This window comes from Streptomyces sp. RB17 (genome assembly GCF_009604455.1).
GTDB lineage: Bacteria > Actinomycetota > Actinomycetes > Streptomycetales > Streptomycetaceae > Streptomyces.
In genome coordinates, this window is record NZ_WEGL01000007.1 from 434415 (window position 1) to 449435 (window position 15021).

Below are 15021 nucleotides of genomic sequence, written 5' to 3' on the forward strand. Positions count from 1 at the left end.
TTGTCTCCCACCCTGGCCCCCTCCGCCGCACGCATGCGCGGTTCGGTTCTGCGCCATGCGCGTCGTATGCGCACCATCCGGGCGCTTCTCGGGGCACTATGAAGCACGTGGCGACCGCGGACAGGCGTCGTGTTCGGGGTGGCGGTGCGAGCCGGGTCGGTGGCGCCGTCCGGTCCGTCGGGCGTGCCCTGCACTTTCCGGTCACCGGGGCCGCGCGCGGGATCCGCAAGGCCACGCATGCGCACGGGGCGGGCGAGTCGGGGCTCGGCAAGCTGATCGAGCTGCACGCCGTGAACGGCGCGGGCGACGTGATGATCACCGTGGCGCTCGCCTCCACCGTGTTCTTCTCCGTGCCGACCGACGAGGCCCGCGGGCGGGTCGCGCTCTACCTCGCCATCACGATGGCGCCCTTCACCGTCCTCGCCCCGGTCATCGGCCCCCTCCTCGACCGGCTGCCGCACGGCCGGCGCGCCGCGATGGCCGGCGCCATGCTGGCCCGTGCCCTGCTCGCGCTGGTCATCTCGGGCGCCGTGGCGAGCGGCAGCCTGGAGCTGTATCCCGCCGCGCTGGGCGTGCTGGTCGCGTCCAAGGCGTACGGGGTGGTCCGCAGTGCCGTCGTACCGCGGCTGCTGCCACCCCGGTTCTCGCTGGTGAAGGCCAACTCGCGGGTCACCCTGGCGGGGCTGCTGGCCACCGGTGTCGCCGCGCCGGTCGCGGCGGGCCTGCACAAGGTGGGCGATCCCTGGCCGCTGTACGGCGCCTTCGTGATCTTCGTCGCGGGGACGATCCTGTCGTTCTCCCTGCCGCCCAAGGTGGACTCCGCCAAGGGCGAGGACGTGGCACTGCTCGCGGCCGACGAGCAGCATCTGCACGGGCCGCAGCGCCGGAAGGAGCAGGCCAAGCGGCCCGGGCTGCGGACCGTGGGCCCAGCCGTCACCCACGCGCTCGGCGCCAACGCCGCCCTGCGCTGCCTCTCCGGCTTCCTGATCTTCTTCCTCGCCTTCCTGCTGCGCGAGCACCCGCTGACCGGCGAGAGCGCGGCGGTCTCGCTCGGGATCGTCGGGGTCGCCGCGGGCGTGGGGAACGCGCTGGGCACGGCCGTCGGGTCCTGGCTGAAGTCACGCGCGCCGGAGATCATCATCGTGACCGTCGTCGCGGTGGTGCTCGGCACGGCGATCGTGGCCGCCCTGTTCTTCGGGACGTTCCTGGTGGCCTGCCTCGCGGCCGTCGCCGGGTTCGGCCAGGCGCTGGCCAAGCTGGCCCTGGACGCGCTGATCCAGCGGGACGTGCCGGAGCTGGTGCGCACCTCGGCGTTCGCCCGCTCGGAGACCCTGCTGCAGATGGCGTGGGTGTTCGGCGGCGCCGTCGGCATCGTGCTGCCGCTCAACGGCACCGTCGGCCTGCTGATCGGCGCGGTCTTCGTGGCGGCCGGCTGGCTGAGCACCGTCAAGGGCCTCCTCGCCTCCGCCCGGCACGGCGGCCGCACCCGGCCCCGGGTGGCCTGACCTGCCCGCCCCGTGATCCACCCGCTCCGGCATAACGAAGCGGACACGGTTCCCCGAACCGCAGGCACGGCTGGCGTAACGAAGCGGGCACGCCGCACCCCACGTGGGCGGACGGCTCGGGGTGCCCGATAGCCTTCGGCCATGACCACGCTGCCCCGCGGCGAAGCCGCTGATGTACACCGCGCTGTGCGCCGCCGTCGCGCCGTCGCCGCCGCCGGCGCCGTTTCCGCCGGACTGCTCCTGCTCTCGGCCTGCGAGAAGCCGACGCCCGTCGCGACCGTCACCGTCGGCGACAGCTCGGTCAACTCCGAGGCCCTCTGCTACAACGACGGCAACGCGCTGGACGCCAAGTCGCTGACGACGTGCGTCAAGAACGTCGGCAAGGCCAAGTCGATCACGGTCGACCAGGACGAGACGGTCCGCATCGGGGTCGACCCGAAGATCGCGGACGCCGGCTGGGTCCTCCTGGTGAACGGCCAGCAGTTCACCGACGTCAGCAACAAGACCTACCGCACCATCCCGGGCAGCGCGTTCTTCAACCAGCAGTACGGCACCCAGGGCGACACCAACACGGTCACGATCCGGATGGGCGAGAAGGCCAACCAGGGCATGTGGTCGTTCAAGCTGAAGAAGGCCGCCTGATCACGGCTGCCGTGCGCGTCCTCGTCGCCACCGCGGTCCCCGCCGAGCGGGACGCGGTGGCACGGGCGTTCCCCGGAGCCGTGACCGGGGTACATCTCCCCGGCGCGCTGCTGTGCCGTACCGCGACCGGCTGCGATCTGCTCGCCGCCGGCGTCGGCCCGGCCCTCGCCGCGTCCTCCACCGCCGGCGCGCTGACCGCAGCCGCCCTCGAAGGCGCCCCGTACGACCTGGTCGTCTGCGCCGGGATCGGCGGCGGCTTCCCGCCCGAGGCGCCCGTCGGCTCGCTCGTCGTCGCCGACGCGATCACCGTGGCCGACCTGGGCGCGCAGACCGCCGACGGCTTCCTGCCGGTCACCGAGCTCGGCTTCGGGACCGTCACCCACCGGCCCCCCACGCCGGCCGTACGCGCCGTGGCCCAGGCGACGGGCGCCCGTACCGGCACGATCCTGACCGTCTCCACCGTCACCGGCACCGCCGCCCGCACCGCCGAACTGCGCGCACGGCACCCGGGCGCGCTCGCCGAGGGCATGGAGGGCTTCGGGGTCGCGGAGGCGGCCACCGCGCACGGCGTGCCGGTGCTGGAGCTTCGCGCGGTCTCCAACCCGGTCGGCCCGCGCGACCGCGCCGCCTGGCGCATCGGCGACGCCCTCACCGCCCTCACCGAGGCGTTCGGGAAGCTCGCCCCCGTACTGGAGAGTTGGAACCCACATGACGAACAGTGAACCCCTGCGGATCGCCTACTCCCCCTGCCCCAACGACACCTTCGTCTTCGACGCCCTCGCCCACGGCCGCGTCCCCGGCGCCCCCGCGCTGGACGTGACCTTCGCCGACATCGACATCACCAACGGCATGGCCGAGCGCGGCGAGTTCGACGTGCTGAAGGTGTCGTACGCCGTCCTGCCGTACGTCCTCGGCGAGTACACGCTGCTGCCCTGCGGCGGTGCGCTGGGGCGGGGCTGCGGGCCGCTGGTGCTCACGCGCGAGCCCGGGGCCGACCTGACGGGCCGTACCGTCGCGGTGCCGAGCGAGAGGTCGACGGCGTATCTGCTGTTCCGGCTGTGGGCGGCGGACACGCTGCCCGGCGGAGGGGTCGGCGAGATCGTCGTCATGCCGTTCCACGAGATCATGCCCGCCGTGCGGGACGGCAAGGTGGACGCCGGCCTGGTCATCCACGAGGCCCGGTTCACCTACCAGAACTACGGGCTGCACAAGCTCGCCGACATGGGCGAGCACTGGGAGCGGACCACCGGCCTGCCGATCCCGCTGGGCGCGATCATCGCCAAGCGCACCCTGGGGGCCGAGACCCTCACCCGGCTCGCGGACTCCGTCCGCGCCTCCGTACGGGCCGCCTGGGACGACCCCGAGGCGTCCCGGCCGTACGTCATGGCACACGCCCAGGAGATGGACCCGGCCGTGGCGGACCAGCACATCGGGCTGTACGTGAACGAGTTCACCGCCGACCTCGGCGAGGACGGCTATGCCGCGATCCGCGGCCTGCTCACACGCGCGGCGGCCGAGGGGCTGGTGCCGCCCCTCGGCCCGGATGCGCTCGCGTTTCCCTGACGGGCCCCTATACGTCCAGCTGGTCGGCGACCGCCCGCAGCAGGCCGGCGATCTTCTTGCCGGAGGCCTTGTCCGGGTACCGGCCCTTCTCGAGCGACGGCGTGATGTTCTCGAGAAGGGTCGTCAGGTCCTGCACGATGGAGGCCAGCTCGTCCGGCTTCTTGCGCTGGGCGGCGGCGACCGACGGCGTCGGATCCAGCACGGTCACCGACAGCGCCTGGTCACCCCGCTGACCGGCGACGACGCCGAACTCCACGCGCTGTCCCGGCTTGAGCGCGTCGACTCCGGCGGGGAGAACAGAGGAATGGACGAAGACGTCACCGCCGTCGTCGCGGGAGAGAAAGCCGAAGCCCTTCTCGCTGTTGAACCATTTGACACGCCCGGTCGGCACCGTCTGTCCTCGTCCTCGTACTAGTTGGAAAACCACTGGGGAAACTGCCCTTGACAGCACTAGAGCGGGTCGACCGCGACCCGCCGCTACCAAGGCTAATGGTCTGGGGGCGGGTGACAAGACGTCCCCCGGATGTTCCCTTGCGCCAGGAACTACCCTGGTCCGGTGCGTGACAAAACCCAAGCGAATTCCGCCGCGCCCGGTGACCAGCTGATCCGCGCCGGTGCGATCGTCTTCTTCCTCGGGGCCGTGGCCACTCTCGTCACGGTGGCCCCGCTGTTCCTGGGCGCAAAGCCTTTTCCGACGTACATGTACGGTCTGAGCATGCTCATGGCCGTCGGTTTCCTCGTCGCCGGCGCGGGTGTCCTGCGATCGATCACCGCGGGCCGCCGTCAGGCGCGCGACGCCTCGGCCTCCCGGTAACCGGCCAGCCACGCCGGGAAGGCGGACAGGTCGTCGAGCACGACGTCCGCTCCGGCGGCGCGCAGCTCGTCGGCGGGGCAGGGCCCGGTCGCCACGGCGACCGACAGCGCCCCCGCCGTACGGGCCCCGCGCACATCCCCGACGTGATCGCCGACGTACGCGCCGGCGCGGTACTCGCGCAGCGCCTCCGCCTTCTGCTCGGCCCACAGGTCGCCCACGACCACGTCCGGCTCGATGCCGAGGTGGGTCAGGTGCAGCTTGGCGTTGGGCTCGTACTTCGCCGTGACCACCATCGTGCGTCCACCGGCCGCCCGCACCGCCGCTATCGCCTCCCGGGCGCCGTCCATGGCGGGGGTCGCGGCGATGGCGATCGTCGGGTACATCTCCCGGTACAGGTCGGCCATCGCGGGCACCTGCTCCTCCGGGAACCAGTTGATCAGTTCCTCGGCGAGGGGCGGGCCCAGCCGGGTCACCGCCAGATCGGCATCGATGAACGTCCCGGTCCGCTCGGCCAGCGCCAGGTAGCAGGCGTGGATGCCGGGCCGGGAGTCGATCAGGGTCATGTCGAGGTCGAATCCGACGGTGAATGTCATATGGGTCATTGTGTCAGGGGCCCGGTGGGCAACTGGTGTGCGCCGGGTGCGGGAAGCACCCCGAAGGGGCGCTCACCTGGTCCTTTGCGAGCGCCAGACCAGAAACAGCGCCGAAGCCACCGCCGCACCCCGCACCACCCACGGCCACGTCCCGGCGATCGCTTCGTTCATGTGCCCCTGTGCGATCGGCCGGCCCCAGCGGCCGTTGAACCTCCCCCACAGCCAGACCAGTCCGGCGGCGACGGAGGTGCCCGGCAGGACCATCACGGCCACCTTGGTCTCCGCGGCCGTCAGCCGCCGGGAGCCGTAGGCGATCACCCAGCCGAGGATCAGGGCGAACCAGTTCCCGAGCACCGCACCGGCGACCAGCGCGGCGGCGGCCAGCAGCAGGAGGGGGTTGGTCCAGCCCGCGGCGGGGCGGGGGAGCAGGCGCCGGCGCGAGGTGGAGGGCGCGGGCTCGGCTTCCGCCGCCCCGGCCGCCTCCGGTTTCGGCTCGGGTGTGTCCGGCTCCCGTTCCTTCGGCGGCCGCCTCAGCAGCTCGGGGATCTCCACCCCGCCCACGAACCCCGGCACCGAGTCCGTCTCGGCCGTGGCGCCGAAGGAGTTGCCGCCGAGACGCCACCAGTCGGGCCGTACGGCGCTGTCCCCGAGTTCGTGCGCGGCGGCCAGGTGCGGCGGGGACGGGGCGTCGCGCGCGGCGGAGGGCGCGGGTTCGGTGCCGGCGGGGCGCGGGCCGGGGACGGCCCGGCGCAGCCCCTTCAGGCGCTGTACGGGCACGGCGGCAGCGGGCGGCTGCGGAACCCGGCCGGTACCGGACGTGCCGGACGCGCCGGTGGCACCCCCTGCCGCCTCGACCACCTCGTGCGGGGTGCCCAGCCGGTCCAGGATGCGGCGGACCGCGGCGGGGCTGTCGGCCGTCGCCTCGGCCCGGTGCCGGTCGATCTCGTTGCGCAGCTCGGACACGAGCCGCATCCGCGTGGCCGACGGCAGCTGCCGTTGCTGAGCGATGTCTCCGACACGGCTCAGGTACTCGTAGACGACCTTGTCGCTCTCGATCCCCAACGGAACCCCTCCGGGGTGACGGCGATGAAACCCCGTGAGGACGGTAGCGCAGAGGCGCCTCGCCGAGGCGGTACCGGGGTCGTGGCCTCCGGGGGCACCTCTCGGGGACGGCAACCGCTACCGTGGGTCAGATGAGCCAAGCGGCCCACCCAGCCCCTCGTTCCCTCGCGGAAGCGCTCCGCGCGCGGGACGACGTCTCCCTGGCCGCGTTGCTGCGCAGCCGCCCCGACCTCATCACGCCCGTCCCGACCGACCTCACCCAGCTGGCCACCCGCGCCGGCACCCGTGCCTCGGTGCTGCGCGCACTGGAGCGGCTGGACCGGTTCGCGCTGCAGACGGCGGAGGCGCTGGCCGTGGCCCCGGACCCGGCGTCGTACGACACGCTGCTCGGCCTGATGGCCGGGGACGCCGGCGACGAGACGGTCGCCGCCGCGCTGCCGCACGCCCTCGCCACCCTGCGCGAGCAGGCGCTGGTGTGGGGCGACGACGAGCGACTGAGGCTGGTCCGCACGGCCCGTGAAGTCCTCGCGCCGTCCCCGCAGCACCCCTCCCCGACCGGGCTCGGACCCTCCGTGCAGGAGACCACCTCGGGCATGTCGCCGGGCCGGATCCAGGAGATCGTCACGGCGGCCGGGCTGCCCTCGACGCACGACTCGGTGTCCGCCGTGGCCGCGCTCGGCGCGCTGTTCGCCGACCGGAAGAAGATGGCCAAGCTGCTGGCCGGAGCCCCGGGGCCGGCCCGCGAGGTGCTGTCGCGGCTGGTGTGGGGGCCGCCGTACGGGCAGGTCACCCCGGAACCGGCCGCGCATCTGCGCTGGCTGCTCGACCGCGGTCTGCTGCTGCCGACCGCGCCCGGCACGGTCGTCCTGCCCCGCGAGGTGGCCCTGCACCTGCGTGAGGGCCGGGCCCATCGCGCGCCCGAGCCGCTGCCGCCCGCCGTGGAGCCGGCCGCGACGTACGGTCCGCAGGTGGTGGACGCGACGGCGGCCGGTCAGGCGTACACCTCGCTCGCCACGGTCGAGGAGCTGCTGAAGGACTGGGACGAGGGCGGCCCGGCCGTGCTGCGGGCCGGCGGGCTGAGCGTCCGTGACCTGAAGCGGACCGCCGTCGCCCTGGACGTGTCCGAGCCGGTCGCCGCGTTCTGGGTGGAACTGGCGTACGCGGCCGGGCTGATCGCCTCCGACGGCGAGGCCGACGAGCGGTACGCGGCCACGCCGGCCTACGACGAGTGGCTGGAGCGGCCCGCCGCCGAGCGCTGGGCACAGCTGGCGGAGACCTGGCTGGCCGCCACCCGGACGCCGGGGCTGGTCGGCGGGCGGGACGCCAAGGACCGTACGCTCGCCGCGCTCGGGCCCGGCCTGGACCGCTCGGCCGCGCCCGAGGTACGGCACCGGGTGCTGACGCTGCTGGCCGGGCTGCCGGCGGGCGCGGCCCCGGACACCGAGTCGGTGCTGGCCCGGCTGCGCTGGGAACGGCCGCTGCGCGGACCCCAGAAGCGGGACGGCGACGAGGACCTGCGCTCCCGGCTCGCCCGCTGGACCCTGTCCGAGGCGGAGCTGCTGGGCATCACGGGGCGGGGCGCGCTGTCGGCGCACGGGCGGGCGCTGCTCGGCGCCCCGGCGGCGGGGCCGGGCCCGCGCGCCGGATCGAGCGCCGTGGACACCTCGCGGGCCACCGTCGGCACGGCGTCGGCCACCACCAGCGCCGTCTCAGCCACCGGCACCTCGTCGGCAGCCGCCGGCAGTTCGTCGGCAGCCATCGGCACCACGCCAGGCACCGCCGGCGCCGCGCCGGCCGCCACTGGCACGCTGCCAGGCACCACCCGCGCGCCGTCGGCCGCCACCCGCACCGCGCCGGGCGCCCCCGGCTCCGCCGAGCCCACCGGTCCCGGCGACAAGCTTCCCGTCCACCATCACCACCGCCCGGCCGCCGTCCCGGCTCCCCTCTCCCCCGCCGAGCAGGCCGTGGCGACGGCCGCCGCCGCCCGTCTCCTGGCGCCGCTGCTGCCCGAGCCGCTGGACCACGTCCTGCTGCAGGCCGACCTGACGGCGGTGGCACCCGGGCCGCTGCAACGCCCCCTCGCCGATCTGCTGGCCGTGCTCGCGGACGTCGAGTCCAAGGGTGGCGCGACCGTGTACCGCTTCACCCCGGCCTCGGTACGACGCGCCCTGGACGCCGGCCGTACCGCCGCCGATCTGCACGCCTTCCTCGCCGAGCACTCCCGCACCCCGGTACCGCAGCCGCTCGCCTATCTGATCGACGACGTGGCCCGCAAGCACGGCCACCTCCGGGTCGGCGCGGCCTCGGCGTACGTGCGCTGCGACGACGACCACCTGCTGAACGAGATCCTCGCCGACCGGCGCGCCGCAGCCCTGCGGCTGCGCCGGCTCGCCCCGACCGTGCTGGCCGCCCCGTGCGACCCGGCCACGCTGCTGGAGGGCCTGCGCGCCATGGGCTACGCGCCGGCCGCCGAGTCCGCCGAGGGTGACGTCCTGATCACCCGCGCCCACGCCCACCGCACCCCGCCGCGCACCGCACCCGAGCCGGTCCCGGACGGCCCGCCGCCGCCCGACGCCACGCTGCTCGCGGCGGCGATCCGGGCGATCCGGGCGGGCGACCTGGCCGCCACCGCCCCGCGCAGGACCGCCGGGGCCGGGATTCCGCTGCCGGGCGGCGAACTGCCCCGCACCTCCTCCGCCGAGACCCTGGCCACCGTGCAGGCCGCCGTCCTGACCGGCGGGTCCCTCTGGATCGGCTACGTCAACGCCGAGGGCGCCGCCAGCCAGCGGGTCATCGCCCCGGTCAAGGTGGAGGGCGGTTTCGTCACGGCCTACGACCGCACCGCGGACGAGGTGCGCACCTATCCGCTGCACCGGATCACCGGGGTGGCCGAGCTGGCGGAAGACTGACGGTGATCGTCGGCGTTTAGGGCACACTGGACGTTTGGTGTTTGTGGAAAGGGTGTGTGCCGCACGTGAACGGACCGCTGATCGTCCAGTCCGACAAGACCCTGCTCCTGGAAGTCGACCACGAGCGGGCCGACGACTGCCGGCGTGCCATCGCGCCGTTCGCCGAGCTGGAGCGGGCGCCCGAGCACATCCACACCTACCGGGTGACCCCGCTCGGGCTGTGGAACGCGCGCGCCGCCGGGCATGACGCCGAGCAGGTCGTGGACGCGCTGGTGCAGTACAGCCGGTACCCGGTGCCGCACGCGCTGCTCGTGGACATCGCCGAGACGATGGACCGCTACGGTCGGCTGACGCTGAGCAAGCACCCCGCGCACGGACTCGTGCTGACCACCACCGACCGGCCGGTGCTGGAGGAGGTGCTGAAGTCCAAGCGGATCGCCCCGCTGGTCGGGGCGCGGATCGACGCGGACACGGTCGTGGTGCACCCGTCCGAGCGCGGGCAGATCAAGCAGATGCTGCTGAAGCTGGGCTGGCCGGCCGAGGACCTCGCCGGGTACGTCGACGGTGAGGCGCACCCGATCGAGCTGCTGGAGGACAGCTGGGCGCTCAGGCCGTACCAGAAGCAGGCCGTGGAGAACTTCTGGCACGGCGGCAGCGGGGTCGTCGTGCTCCCGTGCGGTGCCGGTAAGACGCTGGTGGGCGCCGGTTCCATGGCCCAGGCCAAGTCCACGACCCTGATCCTGGTCACCAACACCGTCTCGGCCCGGCAGTGGAAGCACGAGCTGGTGAAGCGGACCTCGCTGACCGAGGACGAGATCGGCGAGTACAGCGGCACGAAGAAGGAGATCCGCCCGGTCACCATCGCCACCTACCAGGTGCTGACGACCAAGCGGAAGGGGATCTACCCCCACCTCGAACTCTTCGACTCCCGGGACTGGGGTCTGATCGTCTACGACGAGGTGCACCTCCTGCCCGCCCCGGTCTTCAAGTTCACCGCCGATCTGCAGGCGCGCCGGCGACTGGGTCTGACGGCGACCCTGGTCCGCGAGGACGGCCGCGAGTCGGACGTGTTCTCCCTCATCGGGCCGAAGCGGTTCGACGCGCCCTGGAAGGAGATCGAGGCCCAGGGGTACATCGCGCCGGCCGACTGCGTCGAGGTCCGGGTGAATCTGACGGACTCCGAGCGGCTGGCGTACGCGACGGCCGAGACGGAGGAGAAGTACCGCTTCTGTGCGACGACGGACACCAAGCGGAAGGTGACGGAGGCGATCGTCCGCCGTTTCGCCGGCCAGCAGATCCTCGTCATCGGCCAGTACATCGACCAGCTCGACGAACTGGGCGAGCACCTGAACGCTCCCGTCATCAAGGGCGAGACCTCCAACGCCCAGCGCGAGAAGCTCTTCGACGCCTTCCGCGAGGGCGAGATCAGCGTTCTGGTGGTGTCGAAGGTCGCGAACTTCTCCATCGACCTGCCGGAGGCGACGGTGGCCATCCAGGTGTCCGGCACCTTCGGCTCCCGCCAGGAGGAGGCCCAGCGCCTCGGCCGCGTCCTGCGCCCCAAGGCCGACGGCCACCAGGCGCACTTCTACTCGGTCGTCGCCCGCGACACCCTCGACCAGGACTTCGCCGCCCACCGCCAGCGCTTCCTGGCCGAACAGGGCTACGCCTACCGGATCATGGACGCGGACGAGATCCTGACCGAGGACAGCACCGGCTGAGCCGAACCCGTACAGATCGGTGCCGTGGACCACGGCCGCGCATTCGGTTACTTGCGGCGTATGCCCGCTTCCTCGCCGTACTCGCCGAGGATGACCACACCGAACGCGGCCTCCGCGAACACCTTGATCGCACGCAGGGCGTTGCCCAGCCAGTGGTGGTGCGGGCCGTCGACGGCGGTGGCGCCGGTGGGTGGTCGGACAGGACCGGGGGAGATGGTTGCTGCGCTCATGTCTCCATGGTGGATCGCCGGGCACAGGACCCGCATCGGTCTCCAGAGCCAATCCTGGAAGGCTCCGCGTAGATCCACGGGTGGACCGCGGCCCCTACGTCGGGGGCCTCCTGTCCCCTAGGGGGCGGAAAAACCGTTGGCCTCCGCAGCGCGCCCTCGCCTAGAATCTCCGCTCTTGCCCGCCTCCCCTCCGCGGAGTGCCGTCGCCCGGCCGGAAACCGGGCGGCATCGTCGTAGCCGCCCAGCAGGTCCACCGGAGGCACCCTCGTGTCCACGTCCACGCCCGCCGCCGATCCGCTCGCCCGAGAGCGCTCCCACCTCGCCGAATCCCGCGCCGCGCTGCGCGCGATGCGCGAGGACGTGGAGGCGCTGGACATCCGGGACGTCACCGCGAACTGGGTCAACGCCGAAGTGCTGTCCCGCCAGATCGACGAGCGGATCAAGGCGCTGGCCGACCTCAGCGACACCCCGCTGTTCTTCGGCCGGCTGGACTATCTGCACGCCCCGGGTGCGGGCCAGGCCGAGGGAGCCGACGGAGAGCGGTTCTACATCGGGCGGCGGCACGTGCACGACGCCGTCGGCGACCCCATGGTCATCGACTGGCGCGCCCCGGTCTCGCAGCCGTTCTACCGGGCGTCCAAGAAGGACCCGATGGACGTCGGGCTGCGCCGCCGCTTCGGCTACACCGGCGGCGACCTGACGGCGTACGAGGACGAGCACCTCTCCGACCCGGCCGAGGCGACGGCCACGAGCAAGCTGCTCCAGCAGGAGATCGAGCGGCCGCGCGTCGGCCCCATGCGGGACATCGTCGCCACCATCCAGCCCGAGCAGGACGAGATCGTCCGCTCCGGCCTGTCCGGCACGGTCTGCGTCCAGGGCGGCCCCGGCACCGGAAAGACCGCCGTCGGCCTGCACCGGGTCGCCTACCTCCTCTACGCCCACCGGGAGCGGCTCGCCCGCACCGGCACGCTGGTGATCGGACCGAACCGGTCCTTCCTGCACTACATCGAGCAAGTCCTCCCGGCACTGGGCGAGTTGACCGTGCAGCAGGCCACGGTGGACGACCTGGTCGCCCACGTCGAGGTGAGCGGCACGGACGACGCTGCCGCCGCCGTGATCAAGGGCGACGCCCGGATGGCCGAGGTGCTGCGCCGGGCCCTGTACTCCCACGTGACCATGCCGACGGAGGCCGTCGTGGTGGTGCGCGGCTCGCGCCGCTGGCGGGTGCCGGCGTACGAACTGGAGGACATCGTCCGGGAGTTGCGGCAGCGGGACATCCGTTACGGCGCCGCCCGCGAGGCCCTGCCGCAGCGGATCGCGCACGCCGTGCTGGTGCAGATGGAACGCTCGGGCGAGGCGCCGGACGACCGGGTGCAGGACGCGGTGGCCCGCAACAGCGCGGTGAAGGCGGCCGTGAAGGAGGTCTGGCCGGCCGTGGACCCGGCGAAGCTCGTCCTGCGCCTGCTGACGGACGCGGACTTCCTCGCCGAGCACGCCGCCGGGATCCTGGACGAGGACGAGCAGAAGACGGTCCTGTGGGCCAAGCCGGTGCGCAGCGTGAAGTCGGCCAAGTGGTCGGCGGCGGACGCGGTGCTGATCGACGAGGCGGCCGATCTGATCCAGCGCACACACTCGCTGGGTCATGTCGTCCTGGACGAGGCGCAGGACCTGTCCCCCATGCAGTACCGCGCCGTCGGCCGCCGCTGCACCACCGGCAGCGCGACGGTGCTGGGCGATCTGGCGCAGGGTACGACCCCCTGGGCGACCCGCAGCTGGGACGAGGCGCTGGCCCACCTCGGCAAGCGCGAGGGGGTCGTCGAGGAGCTGACGGCCGGTTTCCGCGTCCCCACGGACGTCATCACCTACGCCTCCCGGCTCCTCCCCCACATCGCCCCCGGCCTCACCCCGGTGGCCTCCGTCCGCGAGAACCCCGGCTTCTTCGAGGTCCGTACGATCACGCAGTCGTCCGACGTCGTCGCCGCCTGCGAGGAGTTGCTGCGCAACGAGGGCTCGACCGCCCTGATCGCCGCCGACGCCCGCGTCCCGGCCCTGGCCGAGGCCCTGACGGCGGCGGGCCTGCAGTACCTCGCCCCCGGCGAGGAGACCACCCAGGAGACCCGCCTCACCCTGGTCCCGGCGTCCCTCGCCAAGGGTCTGGAGTACGACTACGTGGTGCTGGACGAGCCCCAGGCGGTGGTCGACGGAGAGCCGGACGAGCGCACGGGACTGCGGCGGCTGTACGTGGCGCTCACGCGTGCGGTGTCGGGGCTGATCGTGACCCACGCGGCGCCGGTACCGGCTCAGTTGGCCTGAGGGCACGCCGCTAGGGTGTCGTGCCGTTCCGGCATGTCCCCATGGAAAGGCCTCCGTTGAGCACTCCACCGCCTCCGCACCCCGCGTACCAGCAGCACCCCGGCCCCTACCAGCAGGCCCCTGCGGGCCACCAGCAGGCGCCGGGGCCGTATCAGCAGGCCCCCGCGGGCTACGCGCAGGCGCCAGGGCCGTATCAGCAGGCCCCCGCGGGCTACGCGCAGGCGCCAGGGCCGTATCAGCAGGCCCCCGCGGGTTACCCGCAGGCGCCGGCGGGGCAGCCGCAGCCCGCCGGGCCGTACGGGCAGGCACCGGGCGGCTACGCGCAGGCACCGGGCGGCTACGGGCAGGCTCCCTACCCGCAGGCGCCCGCCGGCTCCGGGCAGGCCGGGTACCAGCAGGCCCCCGGCGCGTACCCGGCCGCTCCCGGCGTCGGGTGCGACGTGTGCGGAGCCGCGCCCGCCGCGCGGATGACGATCCGCGGCCACCAGGGCATGCTGATCGTGATGCGCAACCTGTGGCGGAAGGGCACCTTCTGCCACACCTGCGGGCTCGCCGTCTTCCGGAAGATGCAGTCGGACACCATGGCGCAGGGGTGGTGGGGTCCGGCGTCGTTGCTCATCACGCCCATCACGCTGCTGATCAACCTCTTCACCCTGGCCAGGATCCGGAAGCTCCCGGCACCGGTCGCCGCCCAGGGCCCCGGCCTGGACCCGGGCCGCCCGGTGCTGCGGCGCCCGGCCGGAATCCTGGGCCTCGTCCCGCTCACCGGCTTCGCCCTGCTGGTGCTCCTCGTGCTCATCGGACTGGCGGCCGGGTAACAACACCGGCAGGGGTGCAGCGCCCCCAAGGGGCGCGGGGCTGTCTCGATATGCGGCTCCGCCGCGTGGGCGCGAGCAACCACAACGCGCCCGCCCCGGGCATGAGACCCGCGCCCCAACGGCGCTAATCCCCGTCCAGCACCCTGCGCCACTCCCGCACCGCCCCCTCGGACACCGCCCCCGCCCAACCCGCGGAGCGCGCCGCACCGCCGATGTGGAAGGCGTCGATACCGGCGGCCCGCAGCCGCGGTACGTGCTCCAGCCGCAGGCCGCCGCCGACCAGGAGGGTCTGGCCGTACCCCGGCTCGCCCCGCCGGCCCGCCTCCGCGACCAGCGTCGGCAGGCCCTCGTCCACCCCGCCGGCGGCGCCCGCGGTGAGGTAGGTGTCGAGCCCGGGCAGGTCGGCGAGCTGCTTGCGCAGGGCGTCACGGTCGGCGGCGCGGTCGATCGCCCGGTGGAACGTCCACGCGCAGCCGTCCAGCGCGCCGACCACCCGCTCGACGGCGGCCAGGTCCGCCCAGCCGCCCCCGTCGAGGAAGCCGAGGACGAACTGGTCGGCGCCGGCCTCGCGCAGGTCGCCGGCCACCCGGACCAGCCGGTCCACGTCACCGGCCGCGAACCCGTCCGCGAGGCGGAGCATCACGCGCAGGCCGATGTCGACGGCGGCCCGGATCCCGGCGACGGTGGCCGGCGCGGGGCTGAGCCCGTCGGCCGCCATGTCGGTGACCAGCTCCAGGCGGTCCGCGCCTCCGGCCTGGGCGGCGACCGCGTCCGCGACGTCGAGCGCGATCACCTCCAGGACTGCACGCTTGCTCATGGCACCTCATTCGTCCGTCGGTCACTACAGGTCTAGT

General features: G+C 73.5%; 14 protein-coding genes. 9 read left to right on the top strand and 5 right to left on the bottom strand.

Features of this window, described 5'->3' with window-relative positions; genetic code table 11:
• The first annotated feature begins 98 nt into the window (after positions 1 to 98).
• From SRB17_RS30435 to SRB17_RS30450, 4 genes are all read left to right on the top strand, one after another.
• The gene (locus tag SRB17_RS30435; protein WP_153543338.1) at positions 99 to 1505 is read left to right on the top strand and encodes an MFS transporter; all 1407 of its coding nucleotides are present in this window, start codon (positions 99 to 101) and stop codon (positions 1503 to 1505) included.
• Between the two features lie 141 nt (positions 1506 to 1646).
• Positions 1647 to 2147, top strand: coding sequence for a DUF2771 family protein (locus tag SRB17_RS30440; RefSeq protein WP_153543339.1), 501 nt, complete (start codon positions 1647 to 1649; stop codon positions 2145 to 2147).
• Positions 2148 to 2158: 11 nt separating this feature from the next.
• Entirely contained in the window at positions 2159 to 2869 is a 711-nt protein-coding gene (locus SRB17_RS30445; RefSeq protein WP_323376461.1) for a futalosine hydrolase, read from the top strand.
• Complete coding sequence (locus tag SRB17_RS30450; RefSeq protein WP_153543340.1) at positions 2856 to 3710, top strand: 1,4-dihydroxy-6-naphthoate synthase; 855 nt, start codon at positions 2856 to 2858, stop codon at positions 3708 to 3710. The genes SRB17_RS30445 and SRB17_RS30450 overlap by 14 nt, the downstream gene beginning before the upstream one ends.
• A 7-nt stretch (positions 3711 to 3717) precedes the next feature.
• On the opposite strand, the gene SRB17_RS48205 is transcribed toward SRB17_RS30450, so the two are convergent.
• Entirely contained in the window at positions 3718 to 4101 is a 384-nt protein-coding gene (locus SRB17_RS48205) for a cold-shock protein (RefSeq protein WP_323376462.1), read from the bottom strand.
• 165 nt (positions 4102 to 4266) lie between these two features.
• Here SRB17_RS48205 and SRB17_RS30460 point away from each other — a divergent pair, with 165 nt between their 5' ends.
• Positions 4267 to 4524, top strand: a complete 258-nt coding sequence (locus SRB17_RS30460; protein ID WP_323376463.1) for a hypothetical protein — start codon at positions 4267 to 4269, stop codon at positions 4522 to 4524.
• Here SRB17_RS30460 and SRB17_RS30465 read toward each other — a convergent pair.
• Positions 4494 to 5126 carry an HAD family hydrolase gene (locus SRB17_RS30465; RefSeq protein ID WP_153543342.1) on the bottom strand — a complete coding sequence of 211 codons (633 nt, stop codon included), beginning with the start codon at positions 5124 to 5126 and terminating at the stop codon, positions 4494 to 4496. The genes SRB17_RS30460 and SRB17_RS30465 overlap by 31 nt on opposite strands.
• Before the next feature lie 63 nt (positions 5127 to 5189).
• Positions 5190 to 6179 (bottom strand): hypothetical protein, encoded by a 990-nt coding sequence (locus SRB17_RS30470; protein WP_153543343.1) that lies wholly within the window; start codon positions 6177 to 6179, stop codon positions 5190 to 5192.
• A gap of 131 nt (positions 6180 to 6310) precedes the next feature.
• Between SRB17_RS30470 and SRB17_RS30475 the strand changes: the two genes are divergently transcribed.
• Positions 6311 to 9088 (top strand): helicase C-terminal domain-containing protein, encoded by a 2778-nt coding sequence (locus SRB17_RS30475; protein WP_153543344.1) that lies wholly within the window; start codon positions 6311 to 6313, stop codon positions 9086 to 9088.
• A gap of 65 nt (positions 9089 to 9153) precedes the next feature.
• The gene (locus SRB17_RS30480) at positions 9154 to 10806 is read left to right on the top strand and encodes a DNA repair helicase XPB (protein WP_323376465.1); all 1653 of its coding nucleotides are present in this window, start codon (positions 9154 to 9156) and stop codon (positions 10804 to 10806) included.
• Between the two features lie 47 nt (positions 10807 to 10853).
• Here the strand turns inward: SRB17_RS30480 and SRB17_RS30485 are convergent, their stop codons facing one another.
• Entirely contained in the window at positions 10854 to 11036 is a 183-nt protein-coding gene (locus SRB17_RS30485; RefSeq protein WP_153543346.1) for a hypothetical protein, read from the bottom strand.
• A gap of 348 nt (positions 11037 to 11384) precedes the next feature.
• Here SRB17_RS30485 and SRB17_RS30490 point away from each other — a divergent pair, with 348 nt between their 5' ends.
• Together SRB17_RS30490 and SRB17_RS30495 are read left to right on the top strand one after the other, a co-directional pair.
• Positions 11385 to 13349, top strand: a complete 1965-nt coding sequence (locus tag SRB17_RS30490; RefSeq protein WP_153543559.1) for a HelD family protein — start codon at positions 11385 to 11387, stop codon at positions 13347 to 13349.
• A gap of 56 nt (positions 13350 to 13405) precedes the next feature.
• Positions 13406 to 14167, top strand: coding sequence for a hypothetical protein (locus tag SRB17_RS30495; protein ID WP_153543347.1), 762 nt, complete (start codon positions 13406 to 13408; stop codon positions 14165 to 14167).
• Between the two features lie 124 nt (positions 14168 to 14291).
• Here the strand turns inward: SRB17_RS30495 and SRB17_RS30500 are convergent, their stop codons facing one another.
• Positions 14292 to 14984: a copper homeostasis protein CutC gene (locus SRB17_RS30500; protein ID WP_153543348.1), complete on the bottom strand. Its 693-nt coding sequence runs from the start codon at positions 14982 to 14984 to the stop codon at positions 14292 to 14294.
• Between the last annotated feature and the right edge of the window lie 37 nt (positions 14985 to 15021).